Origin of the sequence: Antarctobacter jejuensis (genome assembly GCF_052266595.1) — a bacterium.
Classification (GTDB): Bacteria; Pseudomonadota; Alphaproteobacteria; order Rhodobacterales; family Rhodobacteraceae; genus Antarctobacter; species Antarctobacter jejuensis.
On sequence record NZ_JBQQXJ010000024.1, the window covers coordinates 38,748 to 55,329 of the forward strand.

Here is a 16,582-nt window from a genome sequence, read left to right on the forward strand (position 1 = left end):
TCATCCTTTTCTGGATCAGGCGGGGTTCAGGGGCGCGGCCGGGATGGGCCGCCCATCGATCTTGGCCAGCAGTGCGGCGAGGTCCGGCCGTTCCGTCGTGTCGAGCCGACCGGAGCGGTCTTTCGCCGGCAGCCCCCAGGGATTGCCCGAGGTGCAGACCAGGCGGCGCTCGGTCGATTTCTCGTCGAGCACCCAGGTGCCCTCGCTGTCCTTCGCGAAGAGCTGCATGGAGATGACCTGGTCGACGATGCCCGGCAGTTCGCGGCCGGCTTTCGAGCCTTCCATCTGCGGCAGCCAAGAAGAGGTGCCGAATTCGTCGGTCAGTTTTTCCAGCACGCCCACGAAGATCACGGTCTTGCCTCGGGCATGCTGGAGGTGTTTCAGCGCCTGGATGACCTCGCGGCCCAGAAGGCCGTAGGCGGCGCGGACATCGGGTTTGCCGGTGCGCTCGGAAAATGCCTCCGCCTGCTGCTTGGCATAGGCCATGGCCTGGCGCGTCAGATCGGTGATGCTGTCGACGAAGATGATCGAGCGTTGCTGCAGGAAGGCTTCCAGACCGCTTTCGGCGTATGTCGCCTGCACATGCTTGTGGTACTCGGCACCGTAATAGCTGCCGGGGTGCTGCGCCGGGTCCGGTCCGCCGATCAGGATCACCAGGTCGCGGAAATCCGAGAAGCTGCGGATCGGGATGCTGGGACCGCGCCAGTCCTGAACGGATTTCATGCCGGCTTCGAGGTCGAAGCAGACGGCCTTGTCCTCGGGCAAGGATTTGACCAGCGTGGTCTTGCCCACGCCGGGCGGGCCGAAGACCGCCAGCGAGGTCTTGTTTTCGGCGGCCGACAGGCGTTCGTCGGCGGTGATGATGCGCAATGCCAAGGCGCGCTCCTTTGCGATTGAGACAGGGTTGACGGCGGCGGGGGATGACCGGGAGCCGAAGGGGAACCTGCCCGGCCTTGCGAACCGGGCTTCCCCACCGCCGTGTTCGGGACGGTCAGACGGTCTCCGCCCCTTCCAGACGGAAGCTCGGTTTGCCGCTGCCGACGGTCCGTGCCGGTTCGAACCCGGCGCGGATGGCTTCCGGCCAGGCCGCGTATTTGCGCTCCGGCACCTTGTAGGCGATGTCGACATACTGGTCGGGATCGTCACCGGCCGACCGGATACGCTCGACCATCGCGGCGAGTTGCGCCTGGTCCCAGTCGATGCGTTTGGGCAGGTCGGCCACCACAGTGAAATCGCCGTCAGCGAAGCGAACCGTGCCGGCATCCTTGCCCTCCGCCCGGCGTGCCGCTGCGGCATCGTGTGCATAGCGGGTGGTCAGGCCGACATCGAACCGGTCCTTCGCGGCCCGGATCTGTTTCAGGCGGGCGTCGAGTTCGCGCTGCAGGATTGCCAGCAACTCGACCGGCAGGGACGCGATCTCCGCCGGGCTGAGTCCGGGCAGGTCATCGACGCCGGGGGCGTTTTCGGGGAAAGGCATGGATTGATCTCCGTGAGGGGCGTTTCAAGAAAGAGGCGATCAGGCGGCTTCGGCGCCTTCGAGCAGCAGCTCGGTTAACCCGGCATTGCCGTGTTTCGACCTCGGCCGCGCGACGGCAACGTAGACAAACCTGTCGATATCAAGCCGTTCCTGGACGAGGTGCACGAGACCCAGTTCGAAGGCCTGGAACGCCCGGCCTGCCAAGTCGATCAGATCCTTGCGCGCGCGCTCGTCGAGCCGAGTGAAGAGCTTGAAGGTATCCAGCGCCAGGAAGCCGGTGTGATAGATCAGCCGGTCACCCGGCTCGGCCTGCGCCACCCAGGCGCAGAACGCGATGTCGGTGAGTCGCGGCGGTTGAACCGGGCGACCGCATGGTATTGGCCGCGACATCAGCATGCCCGCGGAGCCCGCAGGGCCAGATCAGAGCGGAAGCTGGCGCGGGCGGGATCGGCGGTCAGTCGACGCGGGGCCGCGCCGGACCGGTCGACGGCGTTGCTGACCTTGATCGCGCGCTGAAGCTGGTCCTGCTCATAGGCCTCGACGTCGCTCAGGCGATAAAGAACCCGGCCGCCGAGTTTCAGGAAGTCCGGGCCCTGTCCGATACTCCGCCACCGCTCCAGCGTGCGATGGGAGATGTTCCACCGGCGGGAAAGCTCGATCTGGTTGAGGTGACGCGGCTGCATCGTGATCTCCGTGGACTGCGTTGGAGATCAGGATGCGAAATCGGCCAGGGGGATGTCGTGGGGATCGCAGGGGGATACGCGTGAAAAATTTCGTTCCGGAAAATCAGATGGTTGTCGTCTGGTGGGGGATCGTGATCCCACAGCGCTCCCCCTGTACGGGGGAGCGGCATCCCACCTGGTTTCTATTCGGGCAGGCCCAGTTCGGCTCTCAGCCGGTAGTGGCCCCGGCCGTTCGATTCGATCAACTCGCGCCAAACGGGCTGCGATTTGAAGACATCGGCCATTCGCATGCTCCTTGACCCCGCCTGGGTCAGAAGGTGCTTTCCGGATTGCCACGGTTCGCCTTCATCGGCCGCGCGGCGCAACTCTCGCAACACACGCGCCTGGACTTCGCCAAAGCGATAATGCGTGCCTTTCCAGCTGACGTTTCGGAAATCCGTCGAGGTCGAGAAGGCGAGGTTTCCGGATCTGAGTATCCCAGCGCCAAATCCTTGCACCTGTTCGACCCGGTCACGCTCCTCGCGCCGCACCAGCAGGTCACCCAACATGACGTGCACGGACGGACTGGCTTCGGGAATGCGGAGGCGGTCGCCGTTCGGGTCTCTGAACTCGGTGAGATGCTGCTCGGCACACCGAAACACCATGCAGGCGTCATCGGCATGCAGATCGACGAGGCCGGAGTATCGTTGGCAAGCATCCCAAACCCAACGCCCCAAATCGGATGACGCAATCAGCCGGCCGACTTCCAGACAGAGACGGCTGACGCGCACGGAAAGACTGAGCTCGTCGTTCTCCGCGAGATACCCCACGTCACGTTCGGGCATCTGCCAGCGCTCCATGACTTCCTCGAGAGAAAAGTATTTCTTTTCTATATACATAGATCCCGCCTCCGATTCATTTTTGGGTTGGTTTTCAAGTCGACTAGAACCCGGCGCGGCGACCCGCAATCGACATTTTATCAAGCTGAGAACGCGCAAAATGCCGGCACGATTCCCGATGCGGCGCGCCGAGAAATCTCAGCGTCTGTCAAGTCTCGCGTGAACCTTCGAAAGACCCCGCAGGGTTTCGCTGGAGCCCCACAACCATCTGAGATCGCTTGTCGAATCCTGCAGCCGACGTCAGCGATCAGGCATGGAACACAAGATCGCTTTCTCCCTCCGCCGCCCGCGCGTTCACGCGAACGCCCTTTATCCCGACCGGATGTCGCCTGCTGAACGCCGCGCCGAGTTGTGCGGTCTGCTGGCTCTCGGCCTCATCCGTTTGCGCCTGCGAGAGAGGGGTGAACTTCCGGTCGAAACCGGAGATTTTCCGCTACACAACTCGGGTCTTCAGAGCGGTAGTGCAGGTCCAACTGACCGGAGAACGGCATGACCGACACGATCCCCGCGCGCCTGGCTGCGCTGAAAACCACCCCGACGCCGGAGCTGAAAACCCAATGGAGCGAACTGTTCGACAGCGAGCCGCCGCCTTTCAACCGCCGCTACCTCGAAAGCCGCCTGGCCTACCGCATCCAGGAACTGGCCTATGGCGGGCTGAAGCCCGAGACCATACGGCGGCTGGAGCGGCTGGGGGAGGAACTCGACGGCGGCGACCGTAAGAAGAGCCGCATCCGCGCGGACGCCATGCCGATCACCGGCACAAGGCTGATGCGCGAGTGGCAGGGCGTCGAGCATGTCGTCACCGTCATGGTCGACGGTTTCGAATGGCAGGGGCGGCCCTACAAGTCGCTGTCGGCGGTCGCCCGCGCGATCACGGGCACGCGTTGGAACGGTCTCGTCTTCTTTGGACTCAAGCGTCAGGGAGGCCGGTCATGACAAAGGTGGCCGACAAATCCAAGGTTGTCCGCAAACTCCGCTGCGCGGTCTACACCCGAAAATCCTCCGAGGAAGGACTGGAGCAGGAGTTCAACTCGCTCCACGCCCAACGCGAGGCCTGCGAGGCCTTCATCGCAAGCCAGCGGTCCGAAGGCTGGGTGCTTGTCCGCGATCAGTATGACGACGGCGGCATCTCCGGCGGAACGCTGGAGCGCCCCAGCCTCAAACGGCTGATGGAGGACATCGAGGACGGGCTGGTAGACGTGGTGGTGGTCTACAAGATCGACCGTCTCAGCCGGTCGCTGGCCGACTTCGCCAAGCTGGTCGAAGTGTTCGACCGCAACGGCGTGACCTTCGTCTCGGTCACGCAGTCTTTCAACACCACCACCTCAATGGGCCGCTTGACGCTGAACATCCTGCTCTCCTTCGCCCAGTTCGAGCGCGAAGTAACGGCCGAGCGCATCCGCGACAAGGTCGCCGCCAGCCGCAAGAAGGGGATGTGGATGGGCGGGGTGCCGCCCTATGGGTACCGGGTCGAAAACCGGAAACTGGTAATCGATGACGAACGCGCCGAGCACGTCCGCTGGATCTTTTCGCGCTTTCTCGAGATCGGCTCATGCACGGAACTGGCGCGGGAAGTCGCCCGGCAGGGCATCCGGACGCCCAAGGGCAACCGGATCGACAAGAAGTACCTGTACCGGCTGCTCTCGAACCGAGCCTACATCGGTGAAGCGGTCCACAAGGGCGAAAGCTATCCCGGCGAGCACGACGCCATCATTGACCATGAGATGTGGGGCCGCGTCCATGCCATCCTGCAGGAGAGTCCGCGCAAGCGCGCCGCGCGGACCCGGGCAGAGACGCCGGCGCTGCTGAAGGGACTGCTGTTCGGACCGGACGGCGCGGCCTTTTCGCCGAGCCACACGCGGAAGGGCGACCGACTGTACCGCTACTATGTCAGCCAGACGGTGCTGAAACACGGCGCCGGATCATGTCCGGTCGGCCGCGTTCCCGCCGGCGAGATCGAGGCAGCCGTCATCAACCAACTCCGCGCCGTGTTCCGTCAACCCGAAATCGTGGCGGGGACATGGAAGGCCGCACGCTCCCACGCCGACGACATCACCGATGCCGACGCCCGCATGGCCCTGATGCAACTCTACCCGCTGTGGGACGAACTCTTCCCAGCAGAACAGGCGCGCATCGTCACGTTGCTGGTCGAGCGCGTCGACATCGGCACCGAGGGGCTCAACGTCAAGATGCGCATCGACGGCCTTGCCGGTCTCGCGCGCGAGATGCTGGCCGGCGATATCGAGGCCGCTGCATGACCCGCAGCGCGCCGATCGCCGAGACTGTGACGCTCCACGTCCCGTTCCGCGTCGTGAAGCGCGGCGGACGAAAGGAGATGCAGTTGCCGGACGGCGCCACGCCGTCGCGCCGGGCGGACAGCGCGCTGGTCAAGGCGCTCGCCCGCGCGTTTCGGTGGAAACGGATGATCGAATCCGGGGAGTTCGCCACCATCGCCGAACTGGCCGAGCGCGAGGGGATTGCGCACTCCTACATGACCCGCGTCCTGCGCCTGACCCTGCTCGCGCCTGAAATCGTAGAGGCGGTTTTGGACGGGAATCAGGCGCCGGAGGTGACGCTCGCGCAGGTGCTGCAGTCGTTTCCCAAGGAGTGGATTGCGCAGCTCGCAAGTTTCGGATCTCTGATTGCATCGGACAAACCATGAGCAATCATCCAGAGTTAAGATTTCTCCCATATCTATTTGAGCTTGCAGCTTCCACGGCAGTGCTTCTGGAATCTCCTCCGCTAGCCGCAAGTCGGGCCTACGGAAGGCTTAACCCGCCTTGCGGCCGATGCGCAGCAGGTGTCGGCGGGTGCAAAGACGGCTTCGGTCAGCCAAACGCTCGCGAGATGAACGCAAGTGATCAAGATAGAGCGCTTTCAAGGCTTTCACATGGTGCGCTAGCGTGTGATACTGCGGTGTGCATTACTTTTGCAGCACATGTGGATCCCCATGATGGCCAGCAACAAAACGGCGACGCTCACCTTGAGACTCGATCCAGCCCTCAAGGACGCGCTGCGAAATGCTGCCGAAAGAGAGCACCGGTCCTTGGCCAACATGGTCGAAGTCATGATCTTGGACTATTGCGGTCGCCACGGTCATATGGTCCCAAACGCTGCGGAAGAGACGAAGCGTGGGGAGCAGTCCAAGTGATCAAGACAGTTAAGCAAGGTTGCATGTTCAATCCGGTGATCAAGGATTATCGGATGGCCGAGGGTATCGAAAACCTCGCTGACTTGATCGCTGATAATGGTGATGGGCGCGACTTTTTTGCCCGGAACTTCGTGACGCACGGAATGGAGCAGCTTTTCAAGGAGGGCATGCTACGTCTATCCGGGAAATCAGACCAAGCGGTTTTCGAGCTTACCCAAGCCATGGGTGGTGGTAAGACCCACATGATGGTTGCCCTTGGGTTGCTGGCACGCCATCCGCATTTGCGGCCTGAAGTCCTCCCGGAGGAGCTCAACAAGCGGGTCGACTTTGCAGAGGCAAGGATTGCCGCTTTCAATGGTCGCAACAGCCCCGACAACTACATCTGGGGCGAGATAGCTTCCCAACTTGGTGCCGATGAAGCCATACGGCCGCATTGGGCGAACGGCCCCCGGGCAGTCGACCAAAGAAAATGGAAAGAGATCATTGGCGATAAGCCAACGCTAATCCTACTGGACGAGCTACCACCTTATCTTCAAAACGCTGCCACTCAATCCGTGGGTGCTGGCACGCTTGCGGATATGGTGGTCTACTCTCTGAGCTCCTTGATGAGCGCAGCTCTAGAGCTTCCGAACTGCGCCATTGTGATCGCTAACCTATCAGGCAGTTACAAGTCTCAAATAAAGGCACTCGCTGAAGCCGTTGGGAATCTGCAGCAGGAGGCGCGCCGCCAGGCAATGACGATTACCCCAGTCCAGCTGGCGGGAAACGAAATATACGAAATCCTTAAGAAGCGCCTGATCGATCAGTTGCCGGACGAAAGAACGGTCGCCGACATCGCTGAGGAATATGCGCAGCAGGTGAAAAAGGCGGAAGATGGCGGGTACATCGTTGCCTCAAGTATCGAGCAGATTGCTGAGCAAGTACGCGAGACGTATCCTTTCCATCCTTCGTTCAAACATCTTGTCGCGCTGTTCAAAGAGAATGAAGGCTTCCGGCAGACCCGTGGCTTGATGCAATTCACTGCACGACTTCTGAAGAGTGTCGAGCAGCGGAAGTCAGATGATGTGTTCCTCATTGGCACTCAGCATCTGGACCTGAACGACGACCAGGTACGCGACGAAATTGAACGCATCGCTCCCAAGCTTCTCCCTGCTGTTACCCGAGACATAGCCGACTCCGGCAATTCTATCTCAGAAACGATCGATGACGAGCTCGGAGCCGACGCCGCCCAGCAGGTTATGACCCTCTTGCTTGCATCGTCACTCTCGCGCGCTGTGGGTGGCAGGATCGGCCTGTCAGACAGCGAGATTATCGAGTTTCTTGCCGCACCCAATCGAAAGCCGGATGAGTTCTTGTCGGCACTCGAACGTCTCCGCGAGCAGGCTTGGTACTTACATCGAGAGGAACAGCGCTTCTTCGTGAAAGAGACGGAGAATCTCTCACGGCAGATTGAGCGTACTGCAAAAGAGATACCGCAGCCCAAGATCGACCAAGCGCTGATAAATCGACTGACGGGTATCCTTCAGCCGTCCAGCAAGCGCGCATATCAGGAGCTTCAAGTTCTCCCCAAGCTTGACGACCTGCGTCTCAGCGGCCCTCGCACCACGATTGTGATCCGCCCGGACGGTCGGGTCCCGCCGAACGAATTGCAGAATTTCTTCGACTACCAACAAGAGAAGAACAATCTCCTTGTGCTTACTGGTCAGGACAGTCATCTCGCCGATGCCGTAGAAGATCGGCTTCGGGAGCTGTACGCTATCGAACAAATCTCAAAGCGGCTTAAGCCTGGCGACACCCTGTTCGAAGAGGCGCGAGACCGCCTGGAAGACGCAGAAGATCGCTTTCACAAGGCTCTGTCAGCTGGGTACAATCGGATCTATTACCCGGCGCTTGAAGAGACTGACGGCAGCGAACGGTTGATGGCGGTGACCATCGACAATGGGCTGCGAACTGGCCAAGGAGATCAGTCGGCGGAGCTGCAGATCGAGAACCTGCTTGCGAGCCCGCGCGCCAACTACAAGCTCGCGCTCGATATGGCCGAGGAATTCAGCCAGTATTTCGCGATGGCCGAGGAGTACCTCTGGCCCTCTGGTAAGGACAACCGGCGCACACCATGGAAGGACGTCGTCAGCCGGGCCAAGGGCAATCCGGTATGGCCATGGATGCCGGGCGCCGGTGGTCTGGAGGCGCTAAAGACTGAGGCTCTGAAGCAAGGGCGGTGGCGTCTTGGCGAAGACGGCTACATCGAGAAGGGCCCTTTCCCGAAGGAAAAGACGACGATCAATGTCTCGCTGCAGGGAAGCACGGACACAGGCGAGTCCCTCCTGAGCCTCACGCCCCGCAACGCAGGAGACAGCCCGGTAGTTCATTACTCTCCAAGGGCCGAGGTCACTGAGGCCGATCCGAAGGTCGACGACCTGGACAACTTTTCGACGAGTGAAGGATCGCTGTATTTCTGGGTCAAGGATCCGACCGGCAAGTTCGAGAGCGGCCCACCCGTTCGCTGGGTGGCTGAGCTGAAGATACGGCATCAGGTTGACCCCGCAGGAGACAAGCGCCGCGTCACTCTGCAGTCGACACCTAGGGCGGCGATTACGTACTCGCTCGACGGCTCTAACCCGAAGGATGGCATCGACTACACGCAGCCATTCGAGATCGGTCCGGAGGCGCTCCGACTACTGGTCTATGCACGTGCCGGCGAAGCCAACAAGACGGCGGACTTCCAGATCCCCGCAAGCGGCGACAAGCGGGTTCAGATCGATGACACTAAGCCCGCGAGGCTTCAGGGGAAGCGTGTCTCTCTCGACACGACCGACCGGGTCTACGGCGTCATCAACAAATTCAAGGACAATGACAACACGCTCTTCAGGGGCGTACGCATCGAGATCGGCGAAGGCGAAAACACCGTAACCGTGCGCTTCCAGGAGCGCGCCGTGACAGCCGGCATGATCGAGGGCGTCGTCAACAGTCTCCGCGAGGTCTTGAAGGAGGATCAGGCGCCGGTCGCAATCACGATCAGCGACGGCGTGGAGTTCGAGAACGGCTTTGCCGTGAAGGAGTTCGCGAAGATCGCGGGGCTGGATCTGAAACCCGGGGACCTGGTGCAGGAGGCGTAGAGAATGCCCAAAGGGCAGACGGCAGGCAAGAAGACGAACCTGGACGCCGGAGATGGCCGCGATGCCAAGCCGACGCTCGGGTTCGGTGTGCCTGCAACGTCGGACCCTCACCACTTCAAGGTCAGGATCCCTCCGGCCAACTCCGGGAAGGTCCAGATCAGCGAATACCTCGGACTGCAGGCCAGTAGCGACGAGTTTGCGGTGATGGACCGGGTCGTTCTGGACCGCCCACGCTGGACCGCGATCCGCAGCGAAGTCCAGCGCGCCTTCAACGCGCGGCTGAAGGCCCATGACCTGAAGACATCCGCCTGGAAGGTCGGGGAGAACCCTGTTGACCGGTTGCTCGGCAAGGAACTCTGCGTTCTGGCATGGGCGGTCGAGGACATGGAGATGGACAAGATCGCCGTCGCGGTCCGCAACTGGCTGGCGCTTCGCCCGGAGGAACGGTGGTGGCTCTTTGGCATGACGGCAATGGCCACCGGAACGGTAAAGGACGCCGGCCGTGGCTGGCGGCTCGCCCTTCGACACGCGCTTGGAGATGTCGCACAGAGCGATCTGATGCAGCCCCGCGCCAGAAGACAAATCGGGAAGGCCAGTGACCGGCCGACCCTCGACCTTTTTGACGACGAGATCTGAATGAACGACTTGACCCCCGTCTCGCTGAAGGACGCGCCCGCCCTCATCGAGGCGGTTTTTCCTGCACAAAAGATTTCTTTCGAGGCTCAGAAGGAAAGGAAGGCGAATCTTGGCCAGACCCTCACGGGCCTAGGTTCGTACTGGAAAGGTCGCAAACCGCTCATTCTGGTGCGCGCCATCGTCCTTGGCTCGCTACTGCCGCAGACCGGCGACAGCGAGAAGGACCTCGAGATCTTCGAGAAATTGATGGCTTTCGACGATCACGGACTCGCGCGACGTGCTTTTGTTCAAAATGATCTCAAGCCGAAGCATATCGCTTCACGCATTTCGCTGTCTAACCCTTGGGACTACTTCACATTCACAGGGCGCGACGAGCTTGACGCTGGTGATCGCCTTCTGAACCTCGAGTGTCCGTTCGACGCAGATGAGGAAGGCATCTCTCTGCGTTGGGATCGGGACACTTCCGACGACGCCAAGATCCGGCTCATTGAGCGAACACTTGAAACATTCTCGACCTACGAAGAGAAAGCCGGTTTCTGCAAGCGACCTGAAGAAGTTGATCAGGCTTGGCTATACGCACCGATCTGGCCCGCAGTGAACGACCACTTTGCCAAGTGGGGAATCAAGGCGCGGTCGATCCAGGAACTCATTGGGCAAATGGGCGAACTGCGCTTCGGGCATCGACCGCGCGTCGGCGATACGTTCGCAGGTGGCGGCTCGATTCCATTCGAGTCCGCACGCATTGGGTGCGACGTGTATGCATCTGACCTAAACCCTATCGCGTGCATGTTGACTTGGGGTGCCCTAAATGTCGTTGGTGCCAGCCCTACCGAGTATGCTGAAATTGAAAGGGCTCAACAGCGACTTGCCCATAGCATTAAGAGAAAGATCCGCGACCTCGGAGTTGAAACCGACGATGAGGGAAATGTCGCCAAGGCGTACATCTACTGCCTAGAGGCCAGGTGCCCAGAGACAGGCTGGATGGTTCCTTTGTCGCCAAGTTGGATAATCTCGAAAAGCAAAAAGGTCATCGCGCGACTGGTTCCAGACCATGCCAAGAAGAACTTCTCAATAGAGGTGCATTCCGGAGTATCCGCTGACGACATGAGACTTGCGGACAAAGGCACAGTTCAAGATGGCAATATGGTTTATGATCTCGATGGAAAAACCTATCGAACTTCGATCAAGAGCCTGAGAGGCGATTTTCGCGGACCAGACGGCATTACAATAAATAGGATTCGCAAATGGGAGAAATCCGACTTTGAGCCTCGCGCTGACGATGTATTCCAAGAGCGCCTCTACGCGGTTCATTGGATTAAGCGAGATAGCCTCGGACAAGGCCGGCTGCAGACTTACTTCGCCGCTGTCACACAAGCGGATATTGCTCGAGAAGAGCGCGTAAAGACTATTGTGAAAGACAACCTCGAGCGCTGGCAGCGAGATGGGTTGTTGCCAGACATGGCAATTGAACCCGGTGACAAAACAGATGAGCCCATTAGAACAAGGGGCTGGACTTACTGGCACCATCTTTTCAATGCTAGGCACCTCCTACTTAACGCGACTTTGAAGGAGGAAATGCGTTCGGAACATGAGGCTTACTTCAACATCTTACTATGCCGCATTCTTAACGTTGAGTCGAAAATGTCGAGATGGTCACCGGCGGTTGGACACGATCTGGCGCTCGATGTTTTCTACAACATGGCACTGAACACATTTTATAACTACGGATGCCGAGCATCAATTTCTGCATTTCGCGACCTATTTGAGTCGCCGATTGCAAAGAAAGAGAACATCAAAACCGGGCGAGTTGTTCGTTCGCTTCCAGCGTCTGAAGTCGAGATGAATTGCGACCTATTCATCACAGACCCACCCTACGCTGATGCGGTGCACTATCATGAAATCACAGAGTACTTCATAGCATGGCTTCGGCGAAATCCACCGACGCCTTTCGATGAGTGGGTTTGGGACTCTCGTCGCGCGCTTGCCATAAAGGGCACTGGCGACGATTTCAGGCGGGGCATGGTCGACGCCTATCGCGCCATGGCTGAGCACATGCCGGACAATGGCATGCAGTGCGTGATGTTCACACATCAGGACACTGGTGTGTGGTCGGACATGGTCGGGATCTTCTGGGCTGCAGGGCTCCAGGTGGTGGCGGCCTGGTACATCGCCACCGAAACGACCTCTGAGCTGAAGAAGGGCGGCTACGTCCAGGGCACGGTCATCCTGATGCTGCGCAAGCGGCCGGCCGGAGAACGCTCCGGCTTCAAACAGCGCATCCTCCCCGCCGTCCGCACCGAGGTGGAACGACAGATCGAGAGCATGATGCACCTCAATGACGAGGTGAAGGACAAGCTCGGCGAGCCGGTCTTCAACGACTCCGACTTGCAGATGGCGGGATATGCCGCCGCGCTGAAGGTGCTCACCGCCTACACCCATATCGGCGGAGACGACGTGACAAGCTTCGCGCTGCGACCGCGCCAGCGTGGTGAGGAGACCGTCGTCGACGAGATCGTCCAGCAAGCTGCAGAAGCGGCCAACAGCCTTCTCGTACCCGAAGGGCTCGAGGCTGAGACGTGGTCCCGCCTGACCGGTATTCAGCGGTTCTACTTCCGCATGATGGACATGGAGACGACGGGCGCCAGCAAGCTCGACAACTACCAGAATTTCGCGAAGGCGTTCCGCGTTGCCGACTACGGTAAGGTGATGGGTACCATGGCCGCCAACAGCGCGCGCCTCAAGCGCGTGACCGAGTTCGCCTCCCGCGACCTGACGGACAGCACCGAAATCGGTCCGACCTGGCTCGGCCGACTGATCATCGGTCTGCAGCAGCTTTTGGCGGAAACGGAACCGGCGGTCGTCGTGGGCCAGATCCAGGAAGACCTGCCGGACTTCCTCGAAATCCGGCCGCTGTTGATCGACATGCTCTCGTTCATCGAGCGGAAAGCCCCCGAACAAGAGGTCCGTGATGCCGCCGAGGTCCTCGGCGGACGTCTCAAGAACCTTCGCGCGTTCAACCAGTAACGCGCTCAGAGAGGGGCCCGCGACATGACCATACGTCGGTTCTCTTCACGGAAGCATCGTCTCGATCAGACGATCCTTCTCGAGCACCTCAAGGGTGCCCGCAGTTACAAGCGGATCGCCGGCTACTTCACCAGTTCGCTCTTCGAGGTGGCCGGTGAGTTGCTGGATCAGATCCCCGAGGTGAAGATCGTCTGCAACGTCGACATTCACCCCGATGATCTGAAGGTCGCCAAGCTGCGCGAAGCCAAGATGATCGGGCGTTGGAACGAGCGTGCGCTGGAGGCTGAAGCTCTCCTGAACCGAGAGCGGTACCGGCGGCTAGACGCATTTCTGAAGAAGCACGGCCAGGCGGTTCGGGTCGCCCCTGATAACGTCTGTGGCTTCCTCCATGGCAAGGCCGGCGTGATCGAGTGCGCGGACGGCAGAAAGCTGGGCTTCATCGGATCTATGAATGAGACCAGCAGCGGTTGGCAGCGCCACTATGAAATCCTGTGGGAGGACTCGTCCCCAGAGGGCGTTGCCTGGATCGAGGAGGAGTTCGACTTCCTCTGGAGAGCGGCAAAGGAATTGCCGCGCGCAGTGATCCGTGAGGTGCATCGGCGCGGCTATCGCCGTGAAGTGCTTTTCGACGAACTCGATGACCCAGAAGGCATCGCACCTGCTGCCCTTATAGAGTCGCCGCTCTATCGAGAAGGTTTTTCTCTACAGCCGTGGCAGCAAGACTTCTTGACTGAGTGCCTGCGCCACTATTCCAACCATGGCATCGTCCGCCTCCTTCTTGCCGATGAAGTTGGTCTTGGGAAGACACTCTCGCTCGGCACTGCGGCGCTCGCCCTTTGCTTAGTCCAAGACAAGGATAGTGGGAGCCAAAAGCCTGTCGTGATCTTCGCGCCGGCAACGCTCTGCGAGCAGTGGCAGACCGAGATGGTCGACAAGCTCGGGATACCTTGCGCGAGGTGGGAGACGCAGAAGAAAGTCTGGCTCGATCACGAAGACCGGGTGATCTCTCCTGCGGGGCGGGAACAGATCGCGCGTTGCCCATTGAGGATCGGCATTGTGTCCACAGGTCTCATGATGCGCGACAGCCTCGAAAAACAGCATCTTCTAGGTCTGCGCTTCGCGCTCGTGATCCTCGATGAAGCGCACAAGGCCCGAAGTCGACAAGGCTTCGGTCGAGACGCAGGTACCCCGAATGAGCTCCTCGCATTCGTCAACGCAGTCGCAGAACGCAGCGACCATGTATTGCTCGGCACCGCAACTCCGATCCAGACACGGTCAGAGGATTTGTGGGACCTCATGCGCATCCTCCACAAAGGCAAGGGACGCTTCGTCCTTGGTAATGAGTATTCGAGATGGCACCAGCCAGATGCGGTCTTGCCGCTTATCTCCGGGCAAACCAATGTAGACGACCCGGATTTCGGATGGGAACTGCTTCGCTCACCACTGCCCGTTGTCAATTCCACGGATGAACTGCGTGCCCGGAAGCTCTTCAGCGCCATCCGCCAGGACCTGGGCCTGAACGAACGACAGACCGAAACTTCTGCCCCCATCACGCAATTGAGTGATGATACGCGAGAAATCCTAGAAGAAGATCTTGAGCGGAAGATATCGGGTGCCACTTTTTTTCAGCGAGAGAACCCCTTCATCCGACACATCGTTCTACGAAAACGCGCTGACCTCGAAGCCTCAGGGTTGCTGCCGAGGATCGGTGTCGATCTGCATCCTGATCGCAGATACATCCGCGACACACAGCGTTTCGACGCACTATTCGAAGGTAAGGCGCTTAGGACCAATGATGATTTCCGGGAAGCGTATCGAGAGGCTAGAGCATTCGGCAAGGCTCTCTCCAAGCGCGGGAAGGGGAGCGGCTTTATGAAGAATCTCATGGAGCAGCGGATTTGCTCGAGCATCGCAGCAGGCCTGAACACCGCTCGAACTCTATTGGCCGGCAGAACTGTCGAGGAAGAAACCGAGGATCAGGTTATCGAACTGACTGCGGAGGGGTCCGAGGAAAAATTGGCACTGGAGCGCCTCATTTCCCGGTTAGAACGAATTGATGGCGATCCCAAGCTCCAGGCCACAATTCACTTTCTTGATAGAGAAAAGTGGCTAGACCACGGGACAATAATATTCAGTCAATACTACGATACCGCAAAGTGGATTGCCGACTCTTTGGCGGCTCTATATCCCGACTTGGCGATAGGGCTTTATGCAGGCGCATCTCGGAGTCGCCTTTACCAGAAGGGCGACAGCGTCAGCATCGAGCGCGAGACACTCAAGAAAATGGTCGCTGAGCACGAAATAAAGATCATGGTTGCGACAGATGCCGCGTGTGAAGGATTGAACCTGCAAACCCTCGGCACTCTTATCAATATCGATCTTCCGTGGAATCCAACGCGCCTAGAGCAGAGAATTGGAAGGATTAAGCGTTTCGGTCAAGCCAGAGAAAAGGTCGATATGCTTAACCTCGTAAACGAGCAAACTGTTGATGAGAAGGTGTACGACAGGCTCTCTGAGCGCATGCGAGATCGCTTTGACCTGTTTGGCTCGCTGCCAGACACAATTAGAGATGAGTGGATAGACGACATCGAGACGCTGGGAGAGAAGATGGATGAATACATCAATGCACAGCGTGAAGCGACGGGGTTTGATCTTCGCTACAATGCAACCGCCGAACCCTCCGATCGAGACTGGCGGGAATGCACAGAGGTTCTTTCACGGCGAGACTTCGCAAAGCTCATGAGGACTGGCTGGACGTAAGCCAAGTTCCGGAAATACCAATTGAGAAGCAATGACTTGAAGCCACGCTCCATCAATATATTCCTACTCGACGGCGATCCGAATGGCATCCGGGTGGCACAAATCTCGATGTCGACGATCCAGGCGATCGCCTTCCGGCGCAACCAGCTTCGTCGGGTTCGTGAAGCTTTCCCTGAGATCGAACGTCCAGGCGTGTACATCCTCATCGGGGCCGACGAAGAAGCGCAGGACCGGCAGCTTGCATATATCGGCGAGTCCGAAGGCGTCGGAATTCGCCTCTCTTATCACAATTCAAACGAAGCCGGTCGCGATGCTAAGGGCTTTTGGACCGACACGGTCGTTCTGATCAGCAAGGACGAGAACCTTACCAAGAGTCACGCCCGCTACGTCGAGGCTTGCTTAATCCGCGGCGTGGGCAGCAATCCCCGCTGGACACTTCCTAATAGCAGAACGCCCTCTGACGATGCTGGAAAGCTGCCGCTGCCTGACCGGGCCGCTATGGATGAGTTCGTTGATCAAACCAAGACACTCGTTGGTGCTCTCGGCTGGGACCTTTTTCGGGAGATCCGCGGTCGCGTTTCCGAGCAATCCTCCGAGCATGGGCTTCCGAAGGCTGAAATCCATGAGAGTCCTCGGTTCTACTTTCGCGGTGAGGGCTTCGCTGCAGAGATGGAGATCGGTCCTTCTGGGGACTTTGTAGTAACGGCTGGATCCCGTGCAAGGGTCCGGACTGTTGATTTCCGCTGAGAAGTGACCCGGTAGCCCCCCAGATTTTCACTGAGAACTGACCCATGTGAACACGTTGCCCCGACGGATTTGGTCGGGGAGATATGGAGTGATCGACATGGGATTTTTGA

The 16,582-nt window shown here is 59.4% G+C and carries 13 protein-coding genes; 8 read left to right on the forward strand and 5 right to left on the reverse strand.

The window, feature by feature from the left end; translation table 11 throughout:
• Positions 1 to 15: 15 nt before the first annotated feature.
• The 5 genes from ACTXGA_RS22675 to ACTXGA_RS22695 form a co-directional block, all read right to left on the reverse strand.
• Positions 16 to 876, reverse strand: coding sequence for an ATP-binding protein (locus ACTXGA_RS22675; RefSeq protein ID WP_443396995.1), 861 nt, complete (start codon positions 874 to 876; stop codon positions 16 to 18).
• Positions 877 to 991: 115 nt separating this feature from the next.
• Positions 992 to 1,477 (reverse strand): hypothetical protein, encoded by a 486-nt coding sequence (locus ACTXGA_RS22680; RefSeq protein ID WP_443396996.1) that lies wholly within the window; start codon positions 1,475 to 1,477, stop codon positions 992 to 994.
• Between the two features lie 39 nt (positions 1,478 to 1,516).
• Positions 1,517 to 1,873, reverse strand: a complete 357-nt coding sequence (locus ACTXGA_RS22685; RefSeq protein WP_443396997.1) for a hypothetical protein — start codon at positions 1,871 to 1,873, stop codon at positions 1,517 to 1,519.
• Positions 1,867 to 2,160: a helix-turn-helix transcriptional regulator gene (locus ACTXGA_RS22690; RefSeq protein ID WP_443396998.1), complete on the reverse strand. Its 294-nt coding sequence runs from the start codon at positions 2,158 to 2,160 to the stop codon at positions 1,867 to 1,869. The genes ACTXGA_RS22685 and ACTXGA_RS22690 overlap by 7 nt, the downstream gene beginning before the upstream one ends.
• 182 nt (positions 2,161 to 2,342) lie before the next feature.
• The gene (locus tag ACTXGA_RS22695) at positions 2,343 to 3,038 is read right to left on the reverse strand and encodes a hypothetical protein (protein ID WP_443396999.1); all 696 of its coding nucleotides are present in this window, start codon (positions 3,036 to 3,038) and stop codon (positions 2,343 to 2,345) included.
• A 489-nt stretch (positions 3,039 to 3,527) separates the two neighbouring features.
• Between ACTXGA_RS22695 and ACTXGA_RS22700 the strand changes: the two genes are divergently transcribed.
• From ACTXGA_RS22700 to ACTXGA_RS22740, 8 genes are all read left to right on the forward strand, one after another.
• A complete protein-coding gene (locus ACTXGA_RS22700; RefSeq protein ID WP_443397000.1) occupies positions 3,528 to 3,974 on the forward strand; it encodes a DUF2924 domain-containing protein in 447 nt (148 codons plus the stop codon).
• On the forward strand, positions 3,971 to 5,296 hold the full coding sequence (locus ACTXGA_RS22705; protein WP_443397001.1) for a recombinase family protein: 1,326 nt from the start codon (positions 3,971 to 3,973) through the stop codon (positions 5,294 to 5,296). Before ACTXGA_RS22700 ends, ACTXGA_RS22705 begins: the two co-directional genes overlap by 4 nt.
• Positions 5,293 to 5,700, forward strand: a complete 408-nt coding sequence (locus ACTXGA_RS22710) for a ParB/RepB/Spo0J family partition protein (RefSeq protein ID WP_443397002.1) — start codon at positions 5,293 to 5,295, stop codon at positions 5,698 to 5,700. The genes ACTXGA_RS22705 and ACTXGA_RS22710 overlap by 4 nt, the downstream gene beginning before the upstream one ends.
• Before the next feature lie 485 nt (positions 5,701 to 6,185).
• Positions 6,186 to 9,305, forward strand: coding sequence for an anti-phage-associated DUF499 domain-containing protein (locus ACTXGA_RS22720; RefSeq protein WP_443397003.1), 3,120 nt, complete (start codon positions 6,186 to 6,188; stop codon positions 9,303 to 9,305).
• 3 nt (positions 9,306 to 9,308) lie between these two features.
• Complete coding sequence (locus tag ACTXGA_RS22725) at positions 9,309 to 9,941, forward strand: anti-phage-associated DUF3780 domain-containing protein (protein WP_443397004.1); 633 nt, start codon at positions 9,309 to 9,311, stop codon at positions 9,939 to 9,941.
• Positions 9,942 to 12,965, forward strand: coding sequence for an anti-phage-associated DUF1156 domain-containing protein (locus ACTXGA_RS22730; protein ID WP_443397005.1), 3,024 nt, complete (start codon positions 9,942 to 9,944; stop codon positions 12,963 to 12,965).
• A 24-nt stretch (positions 12,966 to 12,989) separates the two neighbouring features.
• Positions 12,990 to 15,725 (forward strand): phospholipase D-like domain-containing anti-phage protein, encoded by a 2,736-nt coding sequence (locus ACTXGA_RS22735; protein WP_443397006.1) that lies wholly within the window; start codon positions 12,990 to 12,992, stop codon positions 15,723 to 15,725.
• 36 nt (positions 15,726 to 15,761) lie between these two features.
• A complete protein-coding gene (locus ACTXGA_RS22740) occupies positions 15,762 to 16,472 on the forward strand; it encodes a GIY-YIG nuclease family protein (protein ID WP_443397007.1) in 711 nt (236 codons plus the stop codon).
• The last annotated feature ends 110 nt before the right edge of the window (positions 16,473 to 16,582 follow it).